This is a genomic window from Escherichia sp. MAL-1 (genome assembly GCF_052948035.1).
The window spans coordinates 4,070,585-4,095,313 of the sequence record NZ_CM129609.1 but is presented as its reverse complement, the minus strand read 5'-3'; the positions used below and the strand labels follow the sequence as shown (position 1 = coordinate 4,095,313).

The 24,729-nt window shown below is 54.1% G+C and carries 18 protein-coding genes and 1 riboswitch; of the genes, 5 read left to right on the top strand and 13 right to left on the bottom strand.

The annotated features are described in order from the left end of the window. Positions 1 to 10: 10 nt before the first annotated feature. Entirely contained in the window at positions 11 to 2,365 is a 2,355-nt protein-coding gene (gene lptD, locus ACU8XX_RS20435) for an LPS assembly protein LptD (RefSeq protein WP_240765283.1), read from the bottom strand. 254 nt (positions 2,366 to 2,619) lie between these two features. Here lptD and djlA point away from each other — a divergent pair, with 254 nt between their 5' ends. Next, complete coding sequence (djlA, locus tag ACU8XX_RS20430; protein ID WP_001200579.1) at positions 2,620 to 3,435, top strand: co-chaperone DjlA; 816 nt, start codon at positions 2,620 to 2,622, stop codon at positions 3,433 to 3,435. Between the two features lie 116 nt (positions 3,436 to 3,551). Here the strand turns inward: djlA and rluA are convergent, their stop codons facing one another. From rluA to araB, 6 genes are all read right to left on the bottom strand, one after another. Then, positions 3,552 to 4,211, bottom strand: coding sequence for a bifunctional tRNA pseudouridine(32) synthase/23S rRNA pseudouridine(746) synthase RluA (rluA, locus tag ACU8XX_RS20425; RefSeq protein WP_000525176.1), 660 nt, complete (start codon positions 4,209 to 4,211; stop codon positions 3,552 to 3,554). 11 nt (positions 4,212 to 4,222) lie between these two features. Beyond that, entirely contained in the window at positions 4,223 to 7,129 is a 2,907-nt protein-coding gene (gene rapA, locus ACU8XX_RS20420) for an RNA polymerase-associated protein RapA (RefSeq protein ID WP_001117011.1), read from the bottom strand. A gap of 164 nt (positions 7,130 to 7,293) precedes the next feature. Further along, positions 7,294 to 9,645: a DNA polymerase II gene (gene polB / locus ACU8XX_RS20415; protein ID WP_000035670.1), complete on the bottom strand. Its 2,352-nt coding sequence runs from the start codon at positions 9,643 to 9,645 to the stop codon at positions 7,294 to 7,296. A gap of 74 nt (positions 9,646 to 9,719) precedes the next feature. Beyond that, positions 9,720 to 10,415: an L-ribulose-5-phosphate 4-epimerase gene (araD, locus tag ACU8XX_RS20410; protein WP_000888666.1), complete on the bottom strand. Its 696-nt coding sequence runs from the start codon at positions 10,413 to 10,415 to the stop codon at positions 9,720 to 9,722. Positions 10,416 to 10,699: 284 nt separating this feature from the next. Further along, on the bottom strand, positions 10,700 to 12,202 hold the full coding sequence (gene araA / locus ACU8XX_RS20405; protein WP_000151734.1) for an L-arabinose isomerase: 1,503 nt from the start codon (positions 12,200 to 12,202) through the stop codon (positions 10,700 to 10,702). A gap of 10 nt (positions 12,203 to 12,212) precedes the next feature. Then, entirely contained in the window at positions 12,213 to 13,913 is a 1,701-nt protein-coding gene (gene araB, locus ACU8XX_RS20400; protein ID WP_000951777.1) for a ribulokinase, read from the bottom strand. Positions 13,914 to 14,251: 338 nt separating this feature from the next. Here araB and araC point away from each other — a divergent pair, with 338 nt between their 5' ends. Together araC and ACU8XX_RS20390 are read left to right on the top strand one after the other, a co-directional pair. Next, the gene (araC, locus tag ACU8XX_RS20395; RefSeq protein WP_001300811.1) at positions 14,252 to 15,130 is read left to right on the top strand and encodes an arabinose operon transcriptional regulator AraC; all 879 of its coding nucleotides are present in this window, start codon (positions 14,252 to 14,254) and stop codon (positions 15,128 to 15,130) included. 85 nt (positions 15,131 to 15,215) lie between these two features. Further along, a complete protein-coding gene (locus ACU8XX_RS20390) occupies positions 15,216 to 15,980 on the top strand; it encodes a DedA family protein (RefSeq protein WP_001148403.1) in 765 nt (254 codons plus the stop codon). A gap of 113 nt (positions 15,981 to 16,093) precedes the next feature. Here the strand turns inward: ACU8XX_RS20390 and thiQ are convergent, their stop codons facing one another. From thiQ to sgrR, 4 genes are all read right to left on the bottom strand, one after another. Then, entirely contained in the window at positions 16,094 to 16,792 is a 699-nt protein-coding gene (gene thiQ, locus ACU8XX_RS20385) for a thiamine ABC transporter ATP-binding protein ThiQ (protein ID WP_000916291.1), read from the bottom strand. After that, a complete protein-coding gene (thiP, locus tag ACU8XX_RS20380; protein ID WP_000235688.1) occupies positions 16,776 to 18,386 on the bottom strand; it encodes a thiamine/thiamine pyrophosphate ABC transporter permease ThiP in 1,611 nt (536 codons plus the stop codon). The genes thiQ and thiP overlap by 17 nt, the downstream gene beginning before the upstream one ends. Next, positions 18,362 to 19,345, bottom strand: a complete 984-nt coding sequence (gene thiB, locus ACU8XX_RS20375; RefSeq protein WP_240765282.1) for a thiamine ABC transporter substrate binding subunit — start codon at positions 19,343 to 19,345, stop codon at positions 18,362 to 18,364. Before thiB ends, thiP begins: the two co-directional genes overlap by 25 nt. A 30-nt stretch (positions 19,346 to 19,375) precedes the next feature. Further along, a riboswitch (TPP riboswitch) is annotated at positions 19,376 to 19,475 on the bottom strand. 33 nt (positions 19,476 to 19,508) lie between these two features. Further along, positions 19,509 to 21,164 carry a DNA-binding transcriptional regulator SgrR gene (gene sgrR / locus ACU8XX_RS20370; protein ID WP_001338236.1) on the bottom strand — a complete coding sequence of 552 codons (1,656 nt, stop codon included), beginning with the start codon at positions 21,162 to 21,164 and terminating at the stop codon, positions 19,509 to 19,511. A gap of 88 nt (positions 21,165 to 21,252) precedes the next feature. Between sgrR and sgrT the strand changes: the two genes are divergently transcribed. Next, positions 21,253 to 21,384, top strand: a complete 132-nt coding sequence (sgrT, locus tag ACU8XX_RS20365; protein WP_001248770.1) for a glucose uptake inhibitor SgrT — start codon at positions 21,253 to 21,255, stop codon at positions 21,382 to 21,384. Positions 21,385 to 21,485: 101 nt separating this feature from the next. Next, entirely contained in the window at positions 21,486 to 22,664 is a 1,179-nt protein-coding gene (gene setA / locus ACU8XX_RS20360; protein ID WP_000637848.1) for a sugar efflux transporter SetA, read from the top strand. 48 nt (positions 22,665 to 22,712) lie between these two features. Here setA and leuD read toward each other — a convergent pair whose 3' ends face one another. Together leuD and leuC are read right to left on the bottom strand one after the other, a co-directional pair. Then, complete coding sequence (gene leuD, locus ACU8XX_RS20355; protein WP_000818228.1) at positions 22,713 to 23,318, bottom strand: 3-isopropylmalate dehydratase small subunit; 606 nt, start codon at positions 23,316 to 23,318, stop codon at positions 22,713 to 22,715. 10 nt (positions 23,319 to 23,328) lie between these two features. Next, on the bottom strand, positions 23,329 to 24,729 hold the full coding sequence (leuC, locus tag ACU8XX_RS20350; protein ID WP_001140641.1) for a 3-isopropylmalate dehydratase large subunit: 1,401 nt from the start codon (positions 24,727 to 24,729) through the stop codon (positions 23,329 to 23,331).

Genomic DNA, 24,729 nt, shown 5'->3' with positions numbered 1-24,729 from the left:
AATCAACAAATCACAAAGTGTTTTGATACGGCAGAATGTTCGAACGCAGCATCTCTTGCGTACCCAGACCGTAGTTGGAGCTCAGGCCGCGAAGTTCGATGTTAAAGCCGATTGCGTTGTCATATACCGCATGTTGTTTATCGTTATCCCAACCGTTCAGCTTCCGCTCGTAACCGACGCGAATTGCATAGCAGCAGGAGCTGTATTGCACACCTAACATAGAGTCGGCTTGCTTGTTAGCATTGGTGTCGTAGTAGTAGGCCCCAACAATGGACCAACGATCGGCAATTGGCCAGCTGGCGACAGCACCTACCTGCGAAATACCATTCTTATATTGCTCAGCAGTGGAATAGTACTTAGGCAGCGTAGCCTGAATATATTCCGGGCTGGCGTAACGGTAATTCAGCTGTACCAGACGGTCTTCATCCCGACGGTATTCAATGCTGGAGTTACTGGTCGCTACGTTATCCAGACGTGTATCGTACTGAATCCCGCCACGTAATCCCCAACGCTCGGAGATACGCCAGTAAGTATCGCCTGCCCACACCAGTGAACCCGTTTTGTCGTCATTCTCCCATGTTATGTTGTCATCGCCAGTGCGAGACTCCGTGAAATAGTAGATTTGACCAACGGAAATATTAAAACGTTCAACGGCAGCATCATCATATATGCGAGATGTGACACCGGTCGTCACCTGGTTAGCGGAGGCAATACGGTCAAGACCGCCGTAAGTCCGGTCCCGGAACAGGCCAGAGTAGTCAGATTGCAGCAGAGACGAGTCGTAGTTATAGATGTCGCTCTGATCGCGATACGGCACGTACAAATACTGCGCGCGCGGTTCCAGCGTTTGGGTATAACCCGGAGCCAGCATTTCCATATCGCGTTCAAAGACCATTTTGCCGTCAACTTTGAATTGCGGCATTACGCGGTTAACGGATTCGTCCAGCTTGGTCGTGTTTCTGGAGTTATACCAGTCAAGATTGGTTTGCTGATAATGGGTTGCCAGCAACTTCGCTTCGGTATTGATGCTGCCCCAGTTATTAGAGAGCGGCAAATTGATGGTCGGTTCCAGGTGAACACGGGTTGCTTCAGGCATGTCGTCTCTGGTGTTAACAAAGTGCACTGCCTGGCCGTAAATACGCGTATCAAACGGACCAACATCATTCTGGTAGTAATTAACGTCTAACTGCGGCTCTGCCGAGTAGCTACTGGTGTTCTGTTCGCTGAAAACCTGGAACTGCTTGGTTGAAACGGTGGCATTGAAGTTTTGCACCGCATAGCCAACGCTGAATTTTTGCGTTGCGTAGCCGTCAGTACTGGAACCGTACTTGTTATCGAAATCATTGAAGTAGCTAGGATCGCTGACCTTGGTGTAGTCGACGTTGAAACGCCACACCTGATCCATGACCCCGGAGTGGTTCCAGTAGAATAACCAACGACGTGAACTGTCATCGTTCGGGTGTTCATCTTCATAGACTTTATCTGAAGGCAGATAGTCCAGTTCCATCAAGCCAGCGCCCGCCTGGGAGAGGTAGCGGAATTCGTTCTCCCACATGATGTTGCCACGACGATGCATATAATGCGGCGTGATGGTGGCATCCATATTTGGCGCGATGTTCCAGTAATATGGCAGGTAGAACTCAAAGTAGTTGGTGGTGGTGTACTTGGCGTTCGGGATCAAGAAACCAGAGCGACGTTTGTCACCCACCGGCAACTGCAAATAGGGGCTATAAAAGATCGGTACCGGACCCACCTTAAAGCGGGCGTTCCAGATCTCCGCAACTTGTTCTTCGCGGTCATGAATAATTTCGCTACCTACCACGCTCCAGGTGTCAGAACCCGGCAGACAGGAGGTAAAGCTACCGTTATCCAGAATGGTATAGCGGTTTTCGCCACGTTGTTTCATCAGGTCCGCTTTACCGCGACCCTGGCGACCCACCATCTGGTAATCACCTTCCCAGACGTTGGTATCTTTGGTGTTCAGATTCGCCCAGCCTTTCGGCCCTTTGAGGATCACCTGGTTATCGTCGTAATGGACATTACCGAGCGCATCAACGGTACGTACCGGCTCCGGTTGTCCTGGTACCTCTTTTTGATGGAGCTGCACTTCGTCGGCCTGCAGACGGCTGTTACCCTGCATGATATCCACGCTGCCAGTAAACACGGCGTCATCCGGGTAGTCCCCTTTCGCGTGGTCAGCATTGATAGTCACGGGTAAGTCATTGGTATCGCCCTGTACCAGAGGACGGTCATAGCTTGGCACGCCCAACATGCACTGTGAGGCGAGGTCGGCTGCCAGTCCCTGTTGACTATAAAGGGCGGTGGCAATCATGGTGGCCAGGAGAGTGGGGATACGTTTTTTCATACGTTGATTTTATTGTTCCATCATCGGTAACGTTGCGCGTGACAAACGGTCAGAGACTAACGTACTCGTCATCTCTACGCTAGTGTTAATCCTGTCCGAATAGCGTCAGTGGTGTTAGGCACGGCATTGAATGACAGGTATGATAATGCAAATTATAGGCGATGTCCCACAATTGACCGCAGCCGGAAAACGGTAAAAGCACCTTTATATTGTGGGAGATAGCCCTGATATCCGTGTGTCGATTTGGGGAATATATGCAGTATTGGGGAAAAATCATTGGCGTGGCCGTGGCCTTACTGATGGGCGGCGGCTTTTGGGGCGTAGTGTTAGGCCTGTTAATTGGCCATATGTTTGATAAAGCCCGTAGCCGTAAAATGGCGTGGTTCGCCAACCAGCGTGAGCGTCAGGCGCTGTTTTTTGCCACCACTTTTGAAGTGATGGGGCATTTAACCAAATCCAAAGGTCGCGTCACGGAGGCTGATATTCATATCGCCAGCCAGTTGATGGACCGAATGAATCTTCATGGCGCTTCCCGTACTGCGGCGCAAAATGCGTTCCGGGTGGGAAAATCAGACAATTACCCGCTGCGCGAAAAGATGCGCCAGTTTCGCAGTGTCTGCTTTGGTCGTTTTGACTTAATTCGTATGTTTCTGGAGATCCAGATTCAGGCGGCGTTTGCTGATGGTTCACTGCACCCGAATGAACGGGCGGTGCTGTATGTCATTGCAGAAGAATTAGGGATCTCCCGCGCTCAGTTTGACCAGTTTTTGCGCATGATGCAGGGCGGTGCACAGTTTGGCGGCGGTTATCAGCAGCAAACTGGCGGTGGTAACTGGCAGCAAGCGCAGCGTGGCCCAACGCTGGAAGATGCCTGTAATGTGCTGGGCGTGAAGCCGACGGATGATGCGACCACCATCAAACGTGCCTACCGTAAGCTGATGAGTGAACACCATCCCGATAAGCTGGTGGCGAAAGGTTTGCCGCCTGAGATGATGGAGATGGCGAAGCAGAAAGCGCAGGAAATTCAGCAGGCATATGAGCTGATAAAGCAGCAGAAAGGGTTTAAATAAGTTTTAAACTGTAGGCCTGATAAGACGCGGCCCGCGTCGCATCAGGCAATCGGCGCACAATTGCCGGATGCGGCGTGAACGCCTTATCCGCCTACCGAACTGCGCCAGCGTGACGATTAAAAATCCGCTGGCGCTTTAAACGTCATACTATTGCCATACGCCGGATGGGTAATCGTCAACATCTCTGCATGTAGCAACAAACGCGGTGCCATCGCTCTCGCTTCTGGTGATGCATAAAAACGATCGCCGAGAATCGGATGACCCAGCGCCAGCATATGCACACGCAATTGATGCGAACGCCCGGTAATCGGTTTTAACACCACTCTTGCCGTGTTATCCGCCGCATACTCCACCACTTCATATTCCGTCTGCGCAGGTTTACCCGTTTCGTAACAGACTTTCTGTTTCGGGCGGTTTGGCCAGTCGCAAATCAGCGGCAGATCCACCAGACCTTCTGCGGGGGATGGATGCCCCCAGACGCGGGCCACATACTGCTTTTTCGGCTCGCGCTCGCGGAACTGGCGTTTTAACTCCCGCTCCGCGGCTTTGGTCAGCGCCACTACAATCACGCCGCTGGTAGCCATATCCAGACGATGCACCGATTCTGCCTGCGGATAATCACGCTGAATGCGCGTCATCACGCTGTCTTTGTGCTCTTCCAGACGACCCGGCACTGACAACAAACCGCTCGGCTTGTTGACCACCATAATATGGTCATCCTGATACAGGATAACCAACCAGGGTTCCTGCGGTGGATTGTAGTTTTCCATCCCCATTTTCGGCTCCGTTACTGATGCGTTACAACGATCAAACGCAGGGCATCCAGACGCCAACCTGCCTGATCCAGGCTTTCCATTACCTGCTGACGGTTGCTCTCAATGGCGGTCAGTTCGTCGTCACGAATGTTCGGGTTCACTGCACGCAGAGCTTCCAGACGAGACAGCTCGGCAGACAGTTTTTCGTCGGCTTCGTTACGCGCTGCATCAATCAATGCACGGGCAGATTTCTCGATCTGCGCTTCACCCAGTTGAAGGATAGCGTGAACATCCTGCTGCACGGCGTTAACCAGTTTGCTGCCGGTGTGACGGTTAACCGCGTTAAGCTGGCGGTTAAAGGTTTCAAACTCTACCTGCGCCGCCAGGTTGTTGCCGTTTTTATCCAGCAGCATACGTACCGGCGTCGGTGGCAGGAAGCGGTTGAGCTGCAACTGCTTCGGAGCCTGGGCTTCAACCACATAAATCAGTTCCACCAACAGCGTACCTACCGGCAACGCTTTGTTTTTTAACAGTGAAATCGTGCTGCTACCGGTATCGCCAGAAAGGATCAGATCCAGACCGTTGCGGATCAGCGGATGCTCCCAGGTAATAAACTGTGCATCTTCACGCGCCAGCGCCACTTCACGATCAAAGGTGATGGTGATGCCATCTTCCGACAGGCCAGGGAAGTCCGGCACCAGCATATGATCGGACGGCGTCAGCACGATCATGTTGTCGCCGCGATCGTCCTGATTGATACCGATAATATCGAACAGGTTCATGGCGAAGGCGATCAGGTTGGTATCGTCATCCTGCTCTTCAATGCTTTCTGCCAGTGCCTGGGCTTTTTCGCCACCGTTGGAGTGGATTTCCAGCAGGCGGTCACGACCCTGTTCCAGCTGTGCTTTCAGCGCTTCATGTTGCTCGCGGCAGTTTTTGATCAGATCGTCAAAGCCTTCGGTTTGATCCGGTGAAGCCAGATAGTTAATCAGATCGTTGTATACGCTATCGTAAATAGTGCGTCCGGTCGGGCAGGTGTGCTCAAATGCATCCAGACCTTCGTGATACCAGCGCACCAGCACCGACTGAGCGGTTTTCTCCAGATAAGGCACATGGATCTGAATATCGTGCGCCTGGCCGATACGATCCAGACGACCAATACGCTGCTCCAGTAGATCCGGGTTGAATGGCAGGTCAAACATCACCATGTGGCTGGCGAACTGGAAGTTACGTCCTTCAGAACCGATTTCTGAGCACAGCAGTACCTGTGCGCCGGTGTCTTCTTCGGCAAACCAGGCGGCAGCGCGGTCACGTTCGATAATCGACATACCTTCGTGGAACACCGCAGCGCGAATACCTTCACGTTCGCGCAGTACCTGCTCCAGTTGCAGCGCAGTGGCAGCTTTGGCGCAGATCACCAGCACTTTCTGAGAGCGATGGCTGGTCAGGTAGCCCATCAGCCACTCAACGCGCGGATCGAAGTTCCACCAGGTGGCGTTATCACCTTCAAATTCCTGATAAATACGCTCCGGGTAGAGCATATCGCGAGCACGATCTTCCGCACTTTTACGTGCGCCCATAATGCCGGAGACTTTAATAGCCGTCTGATACTGCGTCGGTAGCGGCAGCTTAATGGTGTGCAGCTCGCGTTTCGGGAATCCTTTCACACCGTTACGCGTGTTACGGAACAGCACGCGGCTGGTGCCGTGGCGATCCATCAGCATCGAAACCAGCTCCTGACGGGCGCTCTGGGCATCTTCGCTGTCGCTGTTTGCTGCCTGCAACAGCGGCTCGATATCCTGCTCGCCGATCATCTCGCCGAGCATGTTCAGTTCGTCATTGCTCAGTTTGTTACCTGCCAGCAGCATGGCAACGGCGTCCGCAACCGGACGATAATTTTTCTGCTCTTCAACGAACTGCGCAAAATCGTGGAAACGGTTCGGGTCCAGCAGACGCAGACGGGCGAAGTGGCTTTCCATCCCCAGCTGTTCCGGGGTCGCGGTCAGCAGCAGAACGCCCGGCACGTGCTCTGCCAGTTGTTCAATGGCCTGATATTCACGGCTTGGCGCATCTTCGCTCCACACCAGGTGATGCGCTTCATCGACCACCAGCAGGTCCCATTCGGCTTCACAGAGATGTTCCAGGCGCTGTTTGCTACGACGGGCAAAATCCAGCGAGCAAATCACCAGCTGTTCGGTGTCAAACGGGTTGTAAGCATCGTGCTGAGCTTCGGCATAACGCTCATCATCAAATAGCGCAAAGCGCAGGTTGAAACGGCGCAGCATTTCTACCAGCCACTGATGCTGTAAGGTTTCCGGGACGATAATTAGCACACGTTCAGCAGCGCCAGAGAGCAGTTGCTGATGCAGGATCATCCCGGCTTCAATGGTTTTCCCTAAACCCACTTCGTCAGCCAGCAGGACGCGCGGCGCGTGGCGGCGACCAACATCATGAGCGATGTTGAGCTGATGCGGGATCAGGCTGGTACGCTGACCGCGCAGGCCGCTGTACGGCATACGGAACTGTTCGCTGGAATATTTACGCGCGCGATAACGCAGCGCAAAGCGGTCCATACGGTCAATCTGCCCGGCAAACAGACGGTCCTGCGGTTTGCTGAACACCAGTTTGCTATCAAGGAAAACTTCACGCAGGGCTACGCCGGACTCTTCAGTATCCAGGCGAGTACCGATATAGGTCAGCAAGCCATTTTCTTCTTTTACTTCTTCGACTTGCATCTGCCAGCCGTCATGGCTGGTAATGGTATCACCAGGGTTGAACATCACGCGGGTCACGGGGGAATCACTGCGTGCGTACAGACGGTTTTCACCAGTAGATGGGAAAAGTAAAGTGACAGTTCGCGCATCCACCGCGACAACGGTTCCAAGTCCCAATTCGCTTTCTGTATCGCTGATCCAGCGTTGACCAAGTGTAAAAGGCATATGTGTTCGGCTCTATATCTTTAATTGCAGGCAATAACCACCCGCTACCGTGCTTATGAGGTAGTGGTGTTATTCAGGTCCAGGAATGGAAAGGGCGCTATGGTACTGGATGGCAAAGCATTCGTCACGCATCAAAATGGTATCTGGCGAACTCTTTTTTTTGCTCAAAATAGCCCAAGTTGCCCGGTCATAAGTGTAGCAAAATTATCCTCAATAAAAGGGAGTATTCCCTCCGCCACGGGTTGTAGCTGGCGGGTCAGATAGTGTTCGTAATCCAGTGGTGAACGTTGGTAGTCCAGCGGCTCCGGGCCGTTGGTGGTCCATACGTACTTAATGGTGCCGCGATTCTGATATTGCAAGGGGCGACCACGCTTTTGGTTTTCTTCATCGGCAAGGCGAGCGGCGCGTACATGAGGCGGCACATTACGCTGATACTCGCTCAGCGGACGGCGAAGGCGTTTACGGTAAACCAGTCGCGCATCCAGTTCACCCGCCATCAGTTTGTCGATGGTTTCGCGTACATATTCCTGATATGGCTCGTTGCGGAAGATGCGCAGGTATAGCTCCTGCTGAAACTGCTGGGCCAGCGGCGTCCAGTCGGTGCGCACGGTTTCCAGCCCTTTAAACACCATCCGCTGCTTGTCGCCCTCCTGAATCAGTCCGGCATAACGCTTTTTACTGCCGGTATCGGCTCCGCGAATGGTTGGCATCAGAAAACGGCAGAAATGGGTTTCATACTCCAGTTCTAATGCGCTGGTCAGCCGTTGTTTTTGCAGCGTTTCCGCCCACCAGGCGTTAACGTGCTGCACCAGTGCACGACCGATTTTCGCCGCTTCTTCTTCCGAATGTGCGCCTTTCAGCCAGACAAACGTTGAGTCGGTATCGCCGTAGATAACGTCGTAGCCCTGTGCTTCAATCAACGCTTTGGTTTGCCGCATGATCTGATGACCACGCATGGTGATCGACGATGCCAGCCGCGGATCGAAGAAGCGGCAGGCGGTGGTGCCGAGCACGCCATAAAAGGCATTCATGATGATTTTCAGCGCCTGCGACAGCGGTTTGTTACCCTGGCGTTTGGCTTCATCGCGCCCGTGCCAGATGTTAGTCACAATCTCCGGCAGGCAATGTTTTTCTCGCGAGAACCAGGCATCGAGAAAACCTTCGGTACTGTGCTCTGGATCAGGCTGCGCCATGCCTTCCACCAGCCCGACGGGATCAATCAGAAAGGTGCGGATGATCGACGGGTACAGGCTTTTATAGTCCAGCACCAGCACTGAATCATAAAGCCCTGGCCGTGAATCCATCACGTAGCCGCCAGGGCTGGCGTGCGGCGGCACTTCGCCGAGATTAGGCGCGACATAACCAGCGCGATGCATTCGCGGAAAATAGAGATGACCAAATGCCGCCACCGAACCGCCGTGTCGGTCCACCGGCAGGCCGTTCACCGTTGCCCGTTCGAGTAAAAATGGCATGATTTCAGTTTTGTGGAAGATCTGCGTCACCAGCTCGCAATCTTTCAGGTTATAAGTTGCCAGCGCAGGTTTATCTTCGGCGAAACGGCGGTCAATTTCGTCCATTCGATCCCACGGGTTATCGATAGATTTTCCTTCGCCTAATAGCTCCTGAGCGACAGTTTCCAGCGAGAATGAAGAGAAATTCCAGAACGCGGATTTCAGCGCCTCGATACCGTCGATAATTAGCCGACCTTTAGCCTGGGCAAAAAAGACGCCGTTTTTAAAGCCGTGCTCGCGCCACTCCAGCTCGCTATTATCGCGCCCAAGACGCAGCGGAAGACGGTAACGCTCGGCATGTTTTTGCAGCATTCGCAGATCGAACTGCACCACGTTCCAACCGATGATCACATCAGGATCGTAGTTGGCAAACCAGGCGTTGAGTTTTTCCAGCAACTGCGGGCGGCTGGCGACGTATTCCAGTTCGAAATCAAGCGAGGAGGCGTCGCCATTCTCCGGCCCCAGCATATAAACGATGCGCTGCCCGCAGCCTTCCAGGCCGATGCAGTACAGCTCACCGTGGCGGGTGGTTTCAATATCTATAGAAACCCACTTGAGCGGCGGACGATAGTCGGGATGCGGTTTCAGACGGGCATTAACGATAGTGCCATTGTGCATATCACCCTCGACCCACACCGGTGAGGTGATAAACCGCTCCATCAGATAGCGTTCTGGCGGACGCACATCGGCCTCGTAGACGGTAACGCCACCTTCACGCAGGCGCTTTTCGTAATTCATCAATTGGCGATGGGCGCGACAGTAAAGGCCATACACCGGCTGGCGGTGAAAATCCTTTAACGCCAGCGGTGTCAGGCGAAAGCCTTGTTCACCCTGCAAAATATGCTGAGCGCGGGGAACCTGATCGGCGGGAATAAACGCCACGGACTCTTGCGGTGCAAGCGTAACCTGCAACGGCCCGTTGTCCGTCGCCAGCCAGAAGGAGACTTCTGTCCCTTGCGGGGTGTCCCGCCAGTGTCGGGTTAAGATAAAACCTGCCTGCGCCACGCTGAAAATCCATCAAAAAACCAGGCTTGAGTATAGCCTGGTTTCGTTTGATTGGCTGTGGTTTTATACAGTCATTACTGCCCGTAATATGCCTTCGCGCCATGCTTACGCAGATAGTGTTTATCCAGCAGCGTTTGCTGCATATCCGGTAACTGCGGCGCTAACTGACGGCAGAATATCCCCATATAAGCGACCTCTTCCAGCACGATGGCGTTATGCACCGCATCTTCGGCATTTTTGCCCCATGCAAACGGGCCGTGGGAATGGACCAGAACGCCGGGCATTTGCGCTGCATCGATACCCTGTTTTTCAAAGGTTTCTACGATGACGTTACCGGTTTCCCACTCATATTCGCCGTTGATTTCTGCGTCGGTCATTTTGCGGGTGCAGGGAATGGTGCCGTAGAAATAGTCGGCGTGGGTGGTGCCGGTTGCTGGAATCGACTGACCCGCCTGCGCCCAGATGGTGGCGTGGCGCGAGTGCGTATGCACAATGCCGCCAATGGAGGGGAATGCCTGATAGAGCAGCCGGTGAGTTGGCGTGTCGGAGGAGGGCTTTTTCGTACCTTCAACCACTTCACCGGTTTCGATGCTAACCACGACCATATCGTCAGCGGTCATGACGCTGTAATCGACGCCGGAAGGTTTGATCACAAAGACGCCGCGCTCGCGATCAACGGCGCTGACGTTGCCCCATGTGAGCGTGACCAGGTTGTGTTTTGGCAGCGCCAGGTTGGCTTCTAATACCTGGCGTTTGAGATCTTCTAACATGTTGACTCCTTCGTGCCGGATGCGCTTTGCTTATCCGGCCTACAAAATCGCAGCGTGTAGGCCTGATAAGACGCGCCAGCGTCGCATCAGGCGTTGAATGCCGGATGCGCTTTGCTTATCCGGCCTACAAAATCGGAACGCGTAGGCCTGATAAGACGCGCCAGCGTCGCATCAGGCGTTGAATGCCGGATGCGGTTTGCTTATCCGGCCTACAAAATCGCAACGTGTAGGCCTGATAAGACGCGCCAGCATCGCATCAGGCGTTACATACCTGATGCGGCTACTTAGCGACGAAATCCGTAATACACTTCGTTCCAGCGCAGTGCGTCTTTAAACGCTGGCAGGCGGGTGTCGTTATCAATCACCGTGATTTCAATGTCGTGCATCTCGGCGAACTGGCGCATATCGTTGAGGTTCAGCGCATGGCTGAAGACGGTATGGTGCGCGCCACCAGCGAGGATCCACGCTTCGGAAGCAGTTGGCAGATCCGGTTGCGCTTTCCACAGCGCATTCGCCACCGGCAGTTTCGGCAGGGAGTGCGGTGTTTTCACCGTGTCGATACAGTTAACCAGCAGACGGTAACGATCGCCGAGATCAATCAGGCTGGCGACAATCGCTGGACCGGTTTGGGTATTGAAGATCAGTCGGGCAGGATCGTCCTTACCACCAATACCGAGATGCTGAACGTCGAGGATCGGTTTCTCTTCTACGGCAATCGACGGGCAGACTTCCAGCATATGGGAGCCGAGCACCAGGTCATTACCTTTCTCGAAGTGATAGGTGTAGTCCTCCATAAAGGAGGTGCCGCCCTGCAGACCGGTTGACATCACCTTCATGATGCGAAGCAGGGCGGCGGTTTTCCAGTCGCCTTCGCCCGCAAAGCCGTAACCCTGCTGCATCAGACGCTGTACGGCCAGACCTGGAAGCTGTTTCAGACCGTGCAAATCTTCAAAGGTGGTGGTGAACGCGTGGAAGCCACCTTGTTCCAGGAAACGCTTCATCCCCAGCTCAATACGCGCCGCTTCCAGCACGTTCTGTCGTTTTTCGCCGTGGATTTGTGTTGCAGGCGTCATGGTGTAGCAGCTTTCGTACTCATCGACCAGCGCGTTAACATCGCCGTCGCTGATGGAGTTCACCACCTGCACCAGATCGCCAACCGCCCAGGTATTGACGGAGAAACCGAACTTGATCTGTGCGGCAACTTTATCACCATCGGTGACCGCCACTTCACGCATGTTATCGCCAAAACGGCAGACTTTCAGATGACGGGTATCCTGTTTAGAAACCGCCTGACGCATCCAGGAGCCGATACGCTCATGGGCTTGTTTATCCTGCCAGTGACCGGTAACGACGGCATGTTGCTGACGCATACGCGCGCCAATGAAGCCGAACTCACGACCGCCATGTGCAGTCTGGTTCAGGTTCATAAAGTCCATATCGATACTGTCCCACGGCAGCGCCGCGTTGAACTGGGTGTGGAATTGCAGCAACGGTTTGTTGAGCATGGTCAGGCCGTTGATCCACATTTTGGCCGGGGAGAAGGTGTGCAGCCACACCACCAGACCAGCGCAACGATCGTCGTAATTCGCGTCGCGGCAAATAGCGGTGATTTCATCCGGCGTGGTGCCCAGCGGTTTCAACACCAGTTTGCAGGGCAGTTTCGCTTCCGTATTCAGCGCATTAACAACGTGCTCGGCATGTTGGGTGACCTGACGCAGGGTTTCCGGGCCATACAGATGCTGGCTGCCAATGACAAACCACACTTCATAATTATCAAAAATCGTCATTATCGTGTCCTTATAGAGTCGCAACGGCCTGGGCAGCCTGTGCCGGGGCGGAAGTTGGAAGATAGTGTTGTTCGGCGCTCATCGCCCATTGCTGATAGCGGCGATAAAGCTGTTCAAAGCGTTGTGCCTGTTCGCTGCGCGGTTGCAGGGTTTTCTCTACCGCACTGGCCATTTTTTGCTGGGCTGATGGGATGTCTGCGTGCACTTTCGCGGCGACGGCAGCAAAAATCGCCGCACCGAGCGCACAGCACTGGTCAGAGGCAACAATTTGCAGCGGGCGATTCAGCACGTCGCAGCAGGCCTGCATAATGACCTGGTTTTTCCGCGCGATGCCGCCCAGCGCCATCACGTTATTGACGGCGATCCCCTGATCGGTAAAGCACTCCATGATTGCGCGTGCGCCAAAGGCGGTGGCAGCAATCAAACCGCCGAACAGCAGCGGAGCGTCGGTAGCGAGGTTAAGATCGGTAATCACCCCTTTCAGGCGTTGGTTAGCGTTTGGCGAGCGACGACCGTTAAACCAGTCGAGCACCACCGGCAGGTGATCCAGAGACGGATTTTTGGCCCATGCTTCGGTCAGCGCCGGAAGCAGTTGTTTCTGGCTGGCGTTGATTTGCGCTTTCAGTTCCGGATGCTGGGCGGCAAGCTGTTCCAGCGGCCAGCTGAGTACGCGACCGAACCAGGCGTAGATATCACCAAACGCCGATTGGCCTGCTTCCAGACCGATAAATCCAGGCACCACGCTGCCATCAACCTGACCGCAAATACCTTTAACTGCCCGCTCGCCAACGCTCTGTTTGTCGGCAATCAGAATGTCGCAGGTGGAAGTACCGATAACTTTTACCAGTGCGTTAGGCTGTGCGCCTGCGCCAACTGCGCCCATATGGCAGTCAAACGCGCCGCCGGAAATCACCACGCTTTCAGGCAGGCCGAGACGCTGCGCCCATTCCGGGCATAAGGTGCCCACCGGAATATCGGCAGTCCAGGTGTCAGTGAACAGCGGGGAAGGCAAATGGCGATTGAGGATCGGGTCCAGCTCATCAAAGAAACTGGCTGGCGGCAAGCCGCCCCAGCTTTCGTGCCACAGAGATTTATGCCCGGCGCTGCAACGTCCGCGACGAATATCCTGCGGGCGGGTGGTACCGGAAAGCAGAGCTGGCACCCAGTCGCACAGCTCAATCCACGATGCGGCAGATTGCGCCACGGCGCTGTCCTGGCGAGTCACATGCAGGATTTTTGCCCAGAACCATTCGCTGGAATAAATACCGCCAATATAGCGGGAGTAGTCAACATTGCCCGGCGCGTGGCACAAACGGGTAATCTCTTCCGCTTCTTCAACCGCAGTGTGGTCTTTCCACAATACGAACATCGCGTTCGGGTTTTCGGCAAACTCCGGGCGCAGCGCCAGCACGTTACCGTCGGCATCAATCGGTGCGGGCGTCGAGCCGGTACTGTCAACGCCAATCCCGACCACAGCTGCGCGCTGTTCGACGCTAAGCTCTGCAAGCACGGTTTTCAGTGCCGCTTCCATTGACTCAATGTAGTCACGCGGATGATGACGGAACTGGTTATTCGGGGCATCACAAAATTGCCCTTTTTGCCAACGGGGATACCACTCTACGCTGGTGGCGATCTCTTCACCGCTGGCGCAGTCCACCGCCAAAGCTCGCACAGAATCACTGCCAAAATCGAGGCCAATTGCAATCGCCATCGTTTCACTCCATCCAAAAAAACGGGTATGGAGAAACAGTAGAGAGTTGCGATAAAAAGCGTCAGGTAGGATCCGCTAATCTTATGGATAAAAATGCTATGGCATAGCAAAGTGTGACGCCGTGCAAATAATCAATGTGGACTTTTCTGCCGTGATTATAGACACTTTTGTTACGCGTTTTTGTCATGGCTTTGGTCCCGCTTTGTTACAGAATGCTTTTAATAAGCGGGGTTACCGGTTTGGTTAGCGAGAAGAGCCAGTAAAAGACGCAGTGACGGCAATGTCTGATGCAATATGGACAATTGGTTTCTTCTCTGAATGGCGGGAGTATGAAAAGTATGGCTGAAGCGCAAAATGATCCCCTGCTGCCGGGATACTCGTTTAATGCCCATCTGGTGGCGGGTTTAACGCCGATTGAGGCCAACGGTTATCTCGATTTTTTTATCGACCGACCGCTGGGAATGAAAGGTTATATTCTCAATCTCACCATTCGCGGTCAGGGGGTGGTGAAAAATCAGGGACGAGAATTTGTTTGCCGACCGGGTGATATTTTGCTGTTCCCGCCAGGAGAGATTCATCACTACGGTCGTCATCCGGAGGCTCGCGAATGGTATCACCAGTGGGTTTACTTTCGTCCGCGCGCCTACTGGCATGAATGGCTTAACTGGCCGTCAATATTTGCCAATACGGGGTTCTTTCGCCCGGATGAAGCGCACCAGCCGCATTTCAGCGACCTGTTTGGGCAAATCATTAACGCCGGGCAAGGGGAAGGGCGCTATTCGGAGCTGCTGGCGATAAATCTGCTTGAGCAATTGTTACTGCGGCGCATGGAAGCGATTAACGAGTCGCTCCATCCACCGATGGATAATCGGGTACGCGAGGCTTGTCAGTACATCAGCGATCACCTGGCAGACAGCAATTTTGATATCGCCAGCGTCGCACAGCATGTTTGCTTGTCGCCGTCGCGTCTGTCACATCTTTTCCGCCAGCAGTTAGGGATTAGCGTCTTAAGCTGGCGCGAGGACCAACGTATCAGCCAGGCGAAGCTGCTTTTGAGCACCACCCGGATGCCTATCGCCACCGTCGGTCGCAATGTTGGTTTTGACGATCAACTCTATTTCTCGCGGGTATTTAAAAAATGCACCGGGGCCAGCCCGAGCGAGTTCCGTGCCGGTTGTGAAGAAAAAGTGAATGATGTAGCCGTCAAGTTGTCATAATTGGTAACGAATCAGACAATTGACGGCTTGACGGAGTAGCATAGGGTTTGCAGAATCCCTGCTTCGTCCATTTGACAGGCACATTATGCAAGCATTGCTGGAACACTTTATTACCCAATCTACCGTGTATTCATTGATGGCGGTGGTGTTGGTGGCCTTTCTGGAGTCGCTGGCGCTGGTCGGTTTGATTCTACCCGGTACGGTGCTGATGGCGGGGCTGGGAGCGCTGATTGGCAGCGGCGAGTTAAGTTTCTGGCACGCCTGGCTGGCAGGGATTGTCGGTTGTCTGCTGGGCGACTGGATCTCCTTCTGGCTGGGCTGGCGTTTTAAAAAGCCGTTGCATCGCTGGTCATTTCTGAAGAAAAACAAAGCATTACTCGATAAAACTGAACATGCGTTGCATCAACACAGCATGTTCACCATTCTGGTCGGTCGCTTTGTTGGCCCGACGCGTCCGCTGGTGCCAATGGTGGCGGGAATGCTGGATCTGCCGGTGGCAAAATTCATTACGCCGAATATTATCGGCTGCCTGCTGTGGCCACCGTTTTACTTCCTGCCTGGGATTCTGGCGGGCGCGGCGATCGATATTCCAGCCGGAATGCAGAGCGGCGAGTTTAAATGGTTGCTGCTGGCGACGGCGGTATTTTTGTGGGTTGGTGGCTGGCTGTGCTGGCGGTTATGGCGCAGCGGTAAAGCAACCGATCGTTTAAGTCATTATTTGTCGCGCGGCCGTTTGTTGTGGCTGACGCCGTTGATTTCTGCCATCGGCGTGGTGGCGCTGGTGGTGTTAATTCGCCACCCGTTGATGCCGGTGTATATCGATATTTTGCGTAAAGTGGTTGGGGTTTAGGGGATTGTCTTGTGCGGGTTGCCTGATGCGACGCTGACCGCGTCTTATCAGGCCTACAAAACGCACTGTCCGTAGGTCGGATAAGGCGTTCACGCCGCATCTGACAGTGCATACTAACCCGTAATCCCCAATAGTGCTGAAGCACTCGCCTTACCGCTCAACAACTCATTGGTCTTACCCTGCCAGGCGATGCGCCCGTCGGCGACCACCACCGAGCGCGTGGCGATCCGCGCGGCATCTTCCACACTGTGTGACACCATCAATAACGTCATTTTTTGCTGCTGGCAGCTCGTGCTCACCAGCGTCAACATCTCCTGGCGTAGTGCCGGATCGAGCGCAGAGAACGGTTCATCGAGCAATAAAATCGGCTGTTCGCGTACCAGACAACGTGCTAACGCCACTCGCTGTCGCTGACCGCCGGAAAGCTCGCCAGGTAACCGCGCCATTAAATTATCAATCCCCATCTGGCGGGCGATAGCGTGCATTTTCTCCTGCTGTGCCGCGTTCAGTTTCAATCCCGGATTTAGCCCCAGCCCGATGTTCTGCGCGACCGTCAGGTGACTGAACAGGTTGTTTTCCTGAAACAGCATCGACACCGGACGGCGTGACGGCGGCGTCGTGGTGTGATCAACGCCGTCGATAGTCAGCGAACCGCTGGCTGGCGTCAGAAAACCGGCGATCAAATTCAGCAGGGTACTTTTACCCGCGCCGCTTGGCCCGAGGATTGCCACCTGCTCGCCGCGTTCTACCGTTAAGCTAAAACGCATCGGCAAATGGTGATAAAGCCAGGTGATATCAGTCAGTTTTAACATTTCGCCCCGGTAGTTTTTCAATCACGGTAAACAGCAGAAAACAGAGTAGTAGCAGAATTAACGCGGTGACCGCACCGTCCTGGCTGCGATAGGAGCCAATTTGCTGGTAGAGATAAAACGGCAGGGTACGGAAATCATCGTTACCGAACAACGCCACTACGCCAAAATCACCAATCGACAGCACGCAGGCAAAAGCCAGCGCCTGCGCCAGTGGACGTTTCAGGGCGCGCAGCTCGACCACTTTTAAGCGCGACCAGCCTTCAATGCCCAGCGACTGACACAACATACTGTAGCGGGCGGTGATATCGCGCATCGGGTTTTCCAGTACTTTCAGCGCATAAGGGATCGCCATTAACGCATTGGTGAAAATCACAATGCCGTCAGCAGATTGCGGCAGGCCAATGGTGTTGTTGAGCAGTAAAAAGAAGCCGGTAGCCAGCACAATCCCCGGCATGGCGAGAATCAACATGCCGCTCATCTCCAGCGCCTGACCCGCCAGCATTTTCTGCCGCGCCCGAAGTTCGCGACTGCTCCATAGCAGCATCATGGTCAGCACTACGCACAATACACCTGCCGCCAGCGCAATACGCAACGAGGTCCACAGCGCCTGCCACAGCACCGGTTGTGCCAGCACTTCCGGCAACTGGCGATTTAGCCCATCGACGATCACCGCCAGCAACGGTGGCAGCAACAGCAGCAGCGCCAGCACAATTAACACCGTGTCGCAAATGCGGCTATGCAGACGATCGTCCGGGTCGCGCCAGCCTTGCAGCAGCGTGGTGCCTGGCGCAATGGCCTTACTCAATCGCTGACTCAGCAGCACCAACCCGAGGCAACACACCATCTGGATCAGCGCCAGCATCGCCGCGCGGGCAGGATCGTAGTCGTAACTCAGCGCCTGATAGATTGCCAGCTCGATAGTGGTTGCCTGCGGACCGCCGCCCAGCGACAGCACGGTGGCGAAGCTGGCGAAACAGAGCATAAAGATAAGCGCGGCAACCGGCGGGATTTGTCGCCGTAGCCACGGCCATTCGATGAAGCGGAAAAAATGCCAGCCGCGCATCCCAAGCTGGGCGGCAAGCTGACGTTGCTCGCCGGGAATGTTTTCCAGTGCCTGGAGTAATAAGCGGCTCGCCATCGGTAGATTAAAAAATACGTGCGCCAGCAAAATACCTTGCAGGCCGTAGGGCGAAAAGGTCCACTCCAGACCGAGCGATTGGCAGAGCGATGCCAGCCAGCCCTGACGACCATAGACGCTAAGAATGCCGAAAACAGCAACCAGCACCGGGAGGATCAAGGTCATTGCGCACAGACGCAACAGCGCCAGCCGACCCGGAAAGCGCCTGCGATAGAGTGCGCGGGCGAGGAATATCGCGGGTACGACAGAGAGCAGCGCCGAGAGAAACGCCTGCCAGAAGGAGAAGCGCACCACATGCCACAGGTAGCTGTCCTGCCAGATTGCCACCCAGTTACCCTGCGGCGCGTTCCACCACAGGGCGAGAAACGCCGCGAGCGCAACCGCTACCACCAGCGTGGCGGCGCTTACACCTGGAATTAACCAGCCGGGAATTAACGGCTGACGGCGCGTTGCCATTCGCTAATCCATGCCTGACGTTGTGCCGCCACTTCGGCTGGCGTGAACTCCAGCGTGGTTGCTGGTTTGGTCAATTGTTCAAACCCGGCAGGCAGCGTGACATTTGCCACCGGATACATCCAGTTGCCGGTTGGGATCGCATTCTGGAAAGCCGGAGAAACCATAAACTGGAGAAATTTTTGCGCCAGCTCCGGCTGCTTGCTGGCAGCGGTGCGGGCGGCGACTTCCACCTGCAGATAGTGACCTTCGCTAAAGTTCGCGGCGGCGTAGTTATCTTTTTTCTCTTCGAGAATGTGATAAGCCGGAGAGGTGGTGTAACTCAGTACCAGATCGCTTTCACCTTTTAAAAACAGGCCGTAGGCTTCGCTCCAGCCTTTGGTGACGGTGACAGTTTTCTTCGCCAGTTTCTGCCAGGCCTGCGGGGTGTCATCGCCATAGACTTTTTGCATCCACAACAGCAGACCCAGCCCCGGCGTACTGGTGCGCGGATCCTGATAAATCACTCGCCAGTTTTGATCGCTCTCAACCAGCTCTTTCAGGCTTTGGGGCGGGTTTTTCAGTTTGTTCTTGTCGTAGACGAAGGCGAAGTAGCCGTAATCAAGCGGTACGAAAGTGTCATTATTCCAGCCGCCGGGAACGTTAATGGCATCCGCTGCCACGCCGCTTTTGGCAAACAGTCCGGTTTTACTGGCGGCGTCTAACAGGTTGTTATCCAGCCCCAGAACTACATCGGCTTTGCTGTTTTTGCCTTCCATCCGTAGACGGTTGAGAAGCGAAACGCCATCTTCCAGCGCCACCAGTTTCAGTTCGCAATTACAGTCGGCTTCAAAGGCTTTTTTAACCACCGGACCAGGCCCCCAGTCGGCGGCGAAGGAATCGTAGGTATAAACAGTCAGAACGGGTTTAGCGAAAACGGGCGCTGTGCACAGCAACAGCAGGGGCAGACATTTTTTTAACACTTTGCACCTCAAAAAAGAGTGGCAAAGGACTTGAGAAGGAGCCTCAAATCCCTTCGCCGGCGTTATCCGGATCAGGTTCGACGGGTATTTTCTCAGCGCACGCGTTTGCGTGGCACCCCGTTGAGAACGGCGTTAGTGTAGTGATTTTGTTATCAACCAGCAATCATGGATCCGGTGGCGCAAACCACGCTGATTTAAAATCGAACCAGCCGAGGGTGTTCATGCGCAGGCCGCGCATACTGCGTTGCCCCTGAATGATCAGCCAGTGGTGCAATAATGGCACCATCGCTTTGCTGGCGACCAGTTGCTGGCACCAGTTCGCCAGATTCATCTCGCCATTGCGCCAGCGAGCAGCGTCGGCTTGCCAGTCAATGGGAATGCAATGTTGTAGCAGTGGCACTTCGCATAAATGTGCGAAAACAGAGAAGTCCAGCGGCAGGGTAAAGTTGGCGCTGTTTAGCCAGATATCACTTTCGATCTCTCCTGTATGCCACTGATCGTAGTCGATCTCTTTGATTTCCAGCGTGACCTGGTGACTTGCCAGAATCTGCTGCATGATCCCGGCAATCACCCGATGCTCACTGTGATCCTGATAAAAGGTTAGGGTGAGGCTTTCCAGACCAGCCGGTTTTTCGCTCTTTATGGTGCGGGCATGGTGCCAACGGGGGAGCAGTCCATAAGCCGGGAACCACAGTTGCTGGTACTGTTCCTCAGCGAAATAGACCAGATTAGTTGGAGAAAGCACATAGCTTACCCAGTCCCTGACTTGCTGATTCGCCCCGCGATGGGTGCGGCTGTCGAATAGTAAATAGTAGCAACCTTCCTCCAGGCGGCTTTCAATCTCTTTTTCCTCGCCCTGTGGACCTTTTAGCATCAGACCTCCGGCTGGCTCGTCGGCAATTTCCGGCAGAACCCAGACGTTAACTTCGTCGATTAATGCCCGGTAACCGAAGAAGTCATCGAATGCCTGAATTTTCAGTTGATTGGTGCTGTTGCGGATCACCGCATACGGACCGGTGCCGATGGGATGGCTGGCAAAGTTACTGAGGGTTTCCCATTCGCGCGGCAGGATCATCGCCGGAACTTGCCCCAGCAATAACGGTAACCAGCGGTCCGGTTGCGTGAGATGGATATCCAGCGTCCAGGGCGTCGGCGACACAATGTCAGCAATATGCGAATAGAGCGGCAGCGTATTGATTCGTTTTAAAGAGGCGATCACGTCGTCCATTTCCAGTTCACGACCATGATGAAAATGGACTCCTGGACGCAAAAAGAAACGCCAGTGAAGCGGTGATATTTGCTGCCAGTGGTGGGCGATGTCTGCTTCCAGTTCCCCATTTTCCTCATTTATGCGCGTTAGCGAACTGAAGATTTGCCGGGCAATATGGGTTTCGGAACGGCGCAATGCGCTGCCAGGTAGCAGATTACGCAACGGACGATAGTAGAGCACGCGCAGGATGTGCCGCCCCTGGCGGAAGCTGCGGCCCAGATGAGAAACCAGCATTTGCCGCACAGTCGCTTTGTCGCCAACCAACTGTACTAGTTGGTCGATACGATCCTGCTCCAGCAGGTCTTCCGCCCGCTGTTGCTGAAGCGCCAGCCCGGTATAGAGGAATGTCAGACGCGAGCGTTTACCGCGCCCGACTTCCGCTTCCCACGTCAGCCAGCCGCGATCCTGCATGGTGTTGAGCAGGGTACGCATATGACGACGCGAGCAGCTCAATAACGCTGCCAGTTCGTTGAGCGTTGTGTCCTGCGATTTACCCTCGCAGCATTGCCACAGGCGGATGAACTGTTGTTGCAGACGAGCAGATGGCATAAAAGGGGAACTCCTGCGCAAAAGACAGCAATTTTATTTTCCCTATATTAAGTCAATAATTCCTAACGATGAAGCAAGGAGGTGCCCCATGCGTCAGTTTTATCAGCACTATTTTACCGCGACAGCGAAGTTGTGCTGGTTGCGTTGGTTAAGCGTCCCACAACGATTAACCATGCTTGAAGGACTGATGCAGTGGGATGACCGCAATTCTGAAAGTTGACTTGCCTGCATCATGTGTGACTGAGTATTGGTGTAAAATCACCCGCCAGCAGATTATACCTGCTGGTTTTTTTTATTCTCGCCGCGCTAAAAAGGGAACGTATGATCTGGATAATGACGATGGCTCGCCGTATGAACGGTGTTTACGCGGCATTTATGCTGGTCGCTTTTATGATGGGGGTGGCCGGGGCGCTACAGGCTCCTACATTGAGCTTATTTCTGAGTCGTGAGGTTGGCGCGCAACCTTTCTGGATCGGACTCTTTTATACGGTGAATGCTATTGCTGGGATCGGCGTAAGCCTCTGGTTGGCAAAACGTTCTGACAGTCAGGGCGATCGGCGAAAACTGATTATATTTTGCTGTTTGATGGCTATCGGCAATGCGCTATTGTTTGCATTTAATCGTCATTATCTGACGCTTATCACCTGTGGTGTGCTTCTGGCATCTCTGGCCAATACGGCAATGCCACAGTTATTTGCTCTGGCGCGGGAATATGCGGATAACTCGGCGCGAGAAGTGGTGATGTTTAGCTCGGTGATGCGTGCGCAGCTTTCTCTGGCATGGGTTATCGGTCCACCGTTGGCCTTTATGCTGGCGTTGAATTACGGCTTTACGGTGATGTTTTCGATTGCCGCCGGGATATTCACACTCAGTCTGGTATTGATTGCATTTATGCTTCCGTCTGTGGCGCGGGTAGAACTGCCGTCGGAAAATGCTTTATCAATGCAAGGTGGCTGGCAGGATAGTAACGTACGGATGTTATTTGTCGCCTCGACGTTAATGTGGACCTGCAACACCATGTACATTATTGATATGCCGTTGTGGATCAGTAGCGAGTTAGGATTGCCAGACAAACTGGCGGGTTTCCTGATGGGGACGGCAGCTGGACTGGAAATACCAGCAATGATTCTGGCTGGCTACTATGTCAAACGTTATGGTAAGCGGCGAATGATGGTCATAGCAGTGGCGGCAGGAGTACTGTTTTACACCGGATTGATTTTATTTCATAGCCGTCTGGCGTTGATGACGCTGCAACTTTTTAACGCTGTATTTATCGGCATTGTTGCGGGTATTGGGATGCTATGGTTTCAGGATTTAATGCCTGGAAGAGCGGGGGCAGCTACCACCTTATTTACTAACAGTATTTCTACCGGGGTAATTCTGGCTGGCGTTATTCAGGGAGCAATTGCACAAAGTTGGGGGCACTTTGCTGTCTACTGGATAATTGCGGTTATTTCTGTTGTCGCATTATTTTTAACCGCAAAGGTTAAAGACATTTGATGACGTGGACGATAGCGGAAAGCCCGGTCATTTGACCGGGCAAGGGGATTAATTCATAAACGCAGGTTGTTTTGCTTCATAAGCGGCAATGGCGTCGTCGTGCTGCAAGGTAAGCCCAATACTGTCCAGACCGTTCATCATGCAGTGGCGGCGGAAGGCATCTATGGTAAAGCGATAGGTTTTCTCTCCCGCTTTCACCTCTTGCGCTTCCAGATCCACGTCGAAATGGATCCCCGGATTGGCTTTCACCAGCGCAAACAGTTCGTCCACTTCTGCATCGCTTAATTTCACCGGCAGCAGCTGGTTGTTAAAGCTATTGCCGTAGAAGATGTCAGCAAAACTCGGCGCAATCACCACTTTAAAACCGTAGTCGGTCAATGCCCAGGGCGCGTGCTCACGCGAGGAGCCACAGCCGAAGTTTTCTCGTGCCAGCAAAATGGAAGCGCCCTGATACTGCGGGAAGTTCAGCACGAAGTCCGGGTTTGGCTGTTGGCCTTTTTCATCCAGAAATCGCCAGTCGTTAAACAGATGCGCGCCAAAACCAGTACGGGTCACTTTCTGCAAAAACTGTTTCGGGATGATTGCATCGGTATCGACATTGGCGGCATCCAGCGGAACCACCAGGCCTGTGTGTTTGATAAATTTCTCTGCCATGGTGTGCTCCTTATTTAATGTTGCGAATGTCGGCGAAATGGCCGGTCACAGCCGCGGCGGCAGCCATTGCCGGGCTGACCAGATGCGTGCGCCCGCCGCGCCCCTGGCGGCCTTCAAAGTTACGGTTGCTGGTGGAGGCACAACGTTCGCCCGGATTCAGCCGGTCGTTGTTCATCGCCAGACACATTGAGCAGCCAGGTAAGCGCCATTCAAAACCGGCTTCAATAAAGATTTTATCCAGACCTTCCGCTTCCGCCTGGGCTTTTACCGGGCCAGAGCCGGGAACCACCAGTGCCTGCACGCCTGGCGCGACTTTTCGCCCTTTGGCGATCTCCGCTGCCGCGCGTAAATCTTCAATGCGCGAGTTGGTACAGGAACCGATAAACACTTTGTCGATAGCCACTTCGGTCAGCGGAATACCCGGTTTCAGCCCCATATAGGCCAGCGCTTTTTCTGCCGACGCACGTTCAACCGGATCGGCAAACGAAGCCGGATCGGGAATATTGTCGTTCACGGAAATCACCTGGCCGGGATTGGTGCCCCAGGTGACCTGCGGTGAAATTTCTTCTGCTTGCAGAGTGACAACGGTATCGAAAGTTGCGCCTTCGTCGGTTTGCAGGGTTTTCCAGTAGGCAATGGCGTCGTCGAAATCTTTGCCTTTCGGCGCATGCAGACGGCCTTTGACATAGTTAAAGGTGGTTTCGTCCGGTGCAACCAGACCGGCTTTTGCGCCCATTTCGATTGCCATATTGCACAGGGTCATACGACCTTCCATGCTTAAATCACGGATTGCTTCGCCGCAAAACTCCACCACATGCCCGGTGCCGCCTGCGCTACCGGTTTTACCGATAATTGCCAGCACGATATCTTTTGCGGTAATGCCCGGCGCGGCTTTGCCCTGGACTTCAATTTTCATGGTTTTTGCGCGGCCCTGTTTCAGGGTTTGCGTTGCCAGTACGTGTTCAACTTCGGAAGTGCCGATACCAAAGGCCAGTGCGCCAAACGCGCCGTGGGTGGCGGTATGCGAGTCGCCGCAGACAATGGTCATCCCCGGCAAGGTGACGCCCTGTTCCGGCCCCATTACGTGGACGATCCCCTGATACGGGTGATTCAGGTCATACAGTTCGACGCCAAATTCTTTGCAGTTTTTGATCAGTTCCTGCATCTGGATACGCGCCATTTCACCGCAGGCATTAATGTCTTTGGTCTGGGTAGAGACGTTGTGATCCATGGTAGCGAAGGTTTTGCCCGGCTGACGTACCGGGCGACCGTGGGCGCGCAGACCATCGAACGCCTGCGGTGAGGTCACTTCATGCACCAGGTGGCGGTCGATATATAACAGTGGGGTTTCGTTTTCGGCTTCGTACACAACGTGAGCGTCGAACAATTTTTCGTATAACGTTTTAGCCAT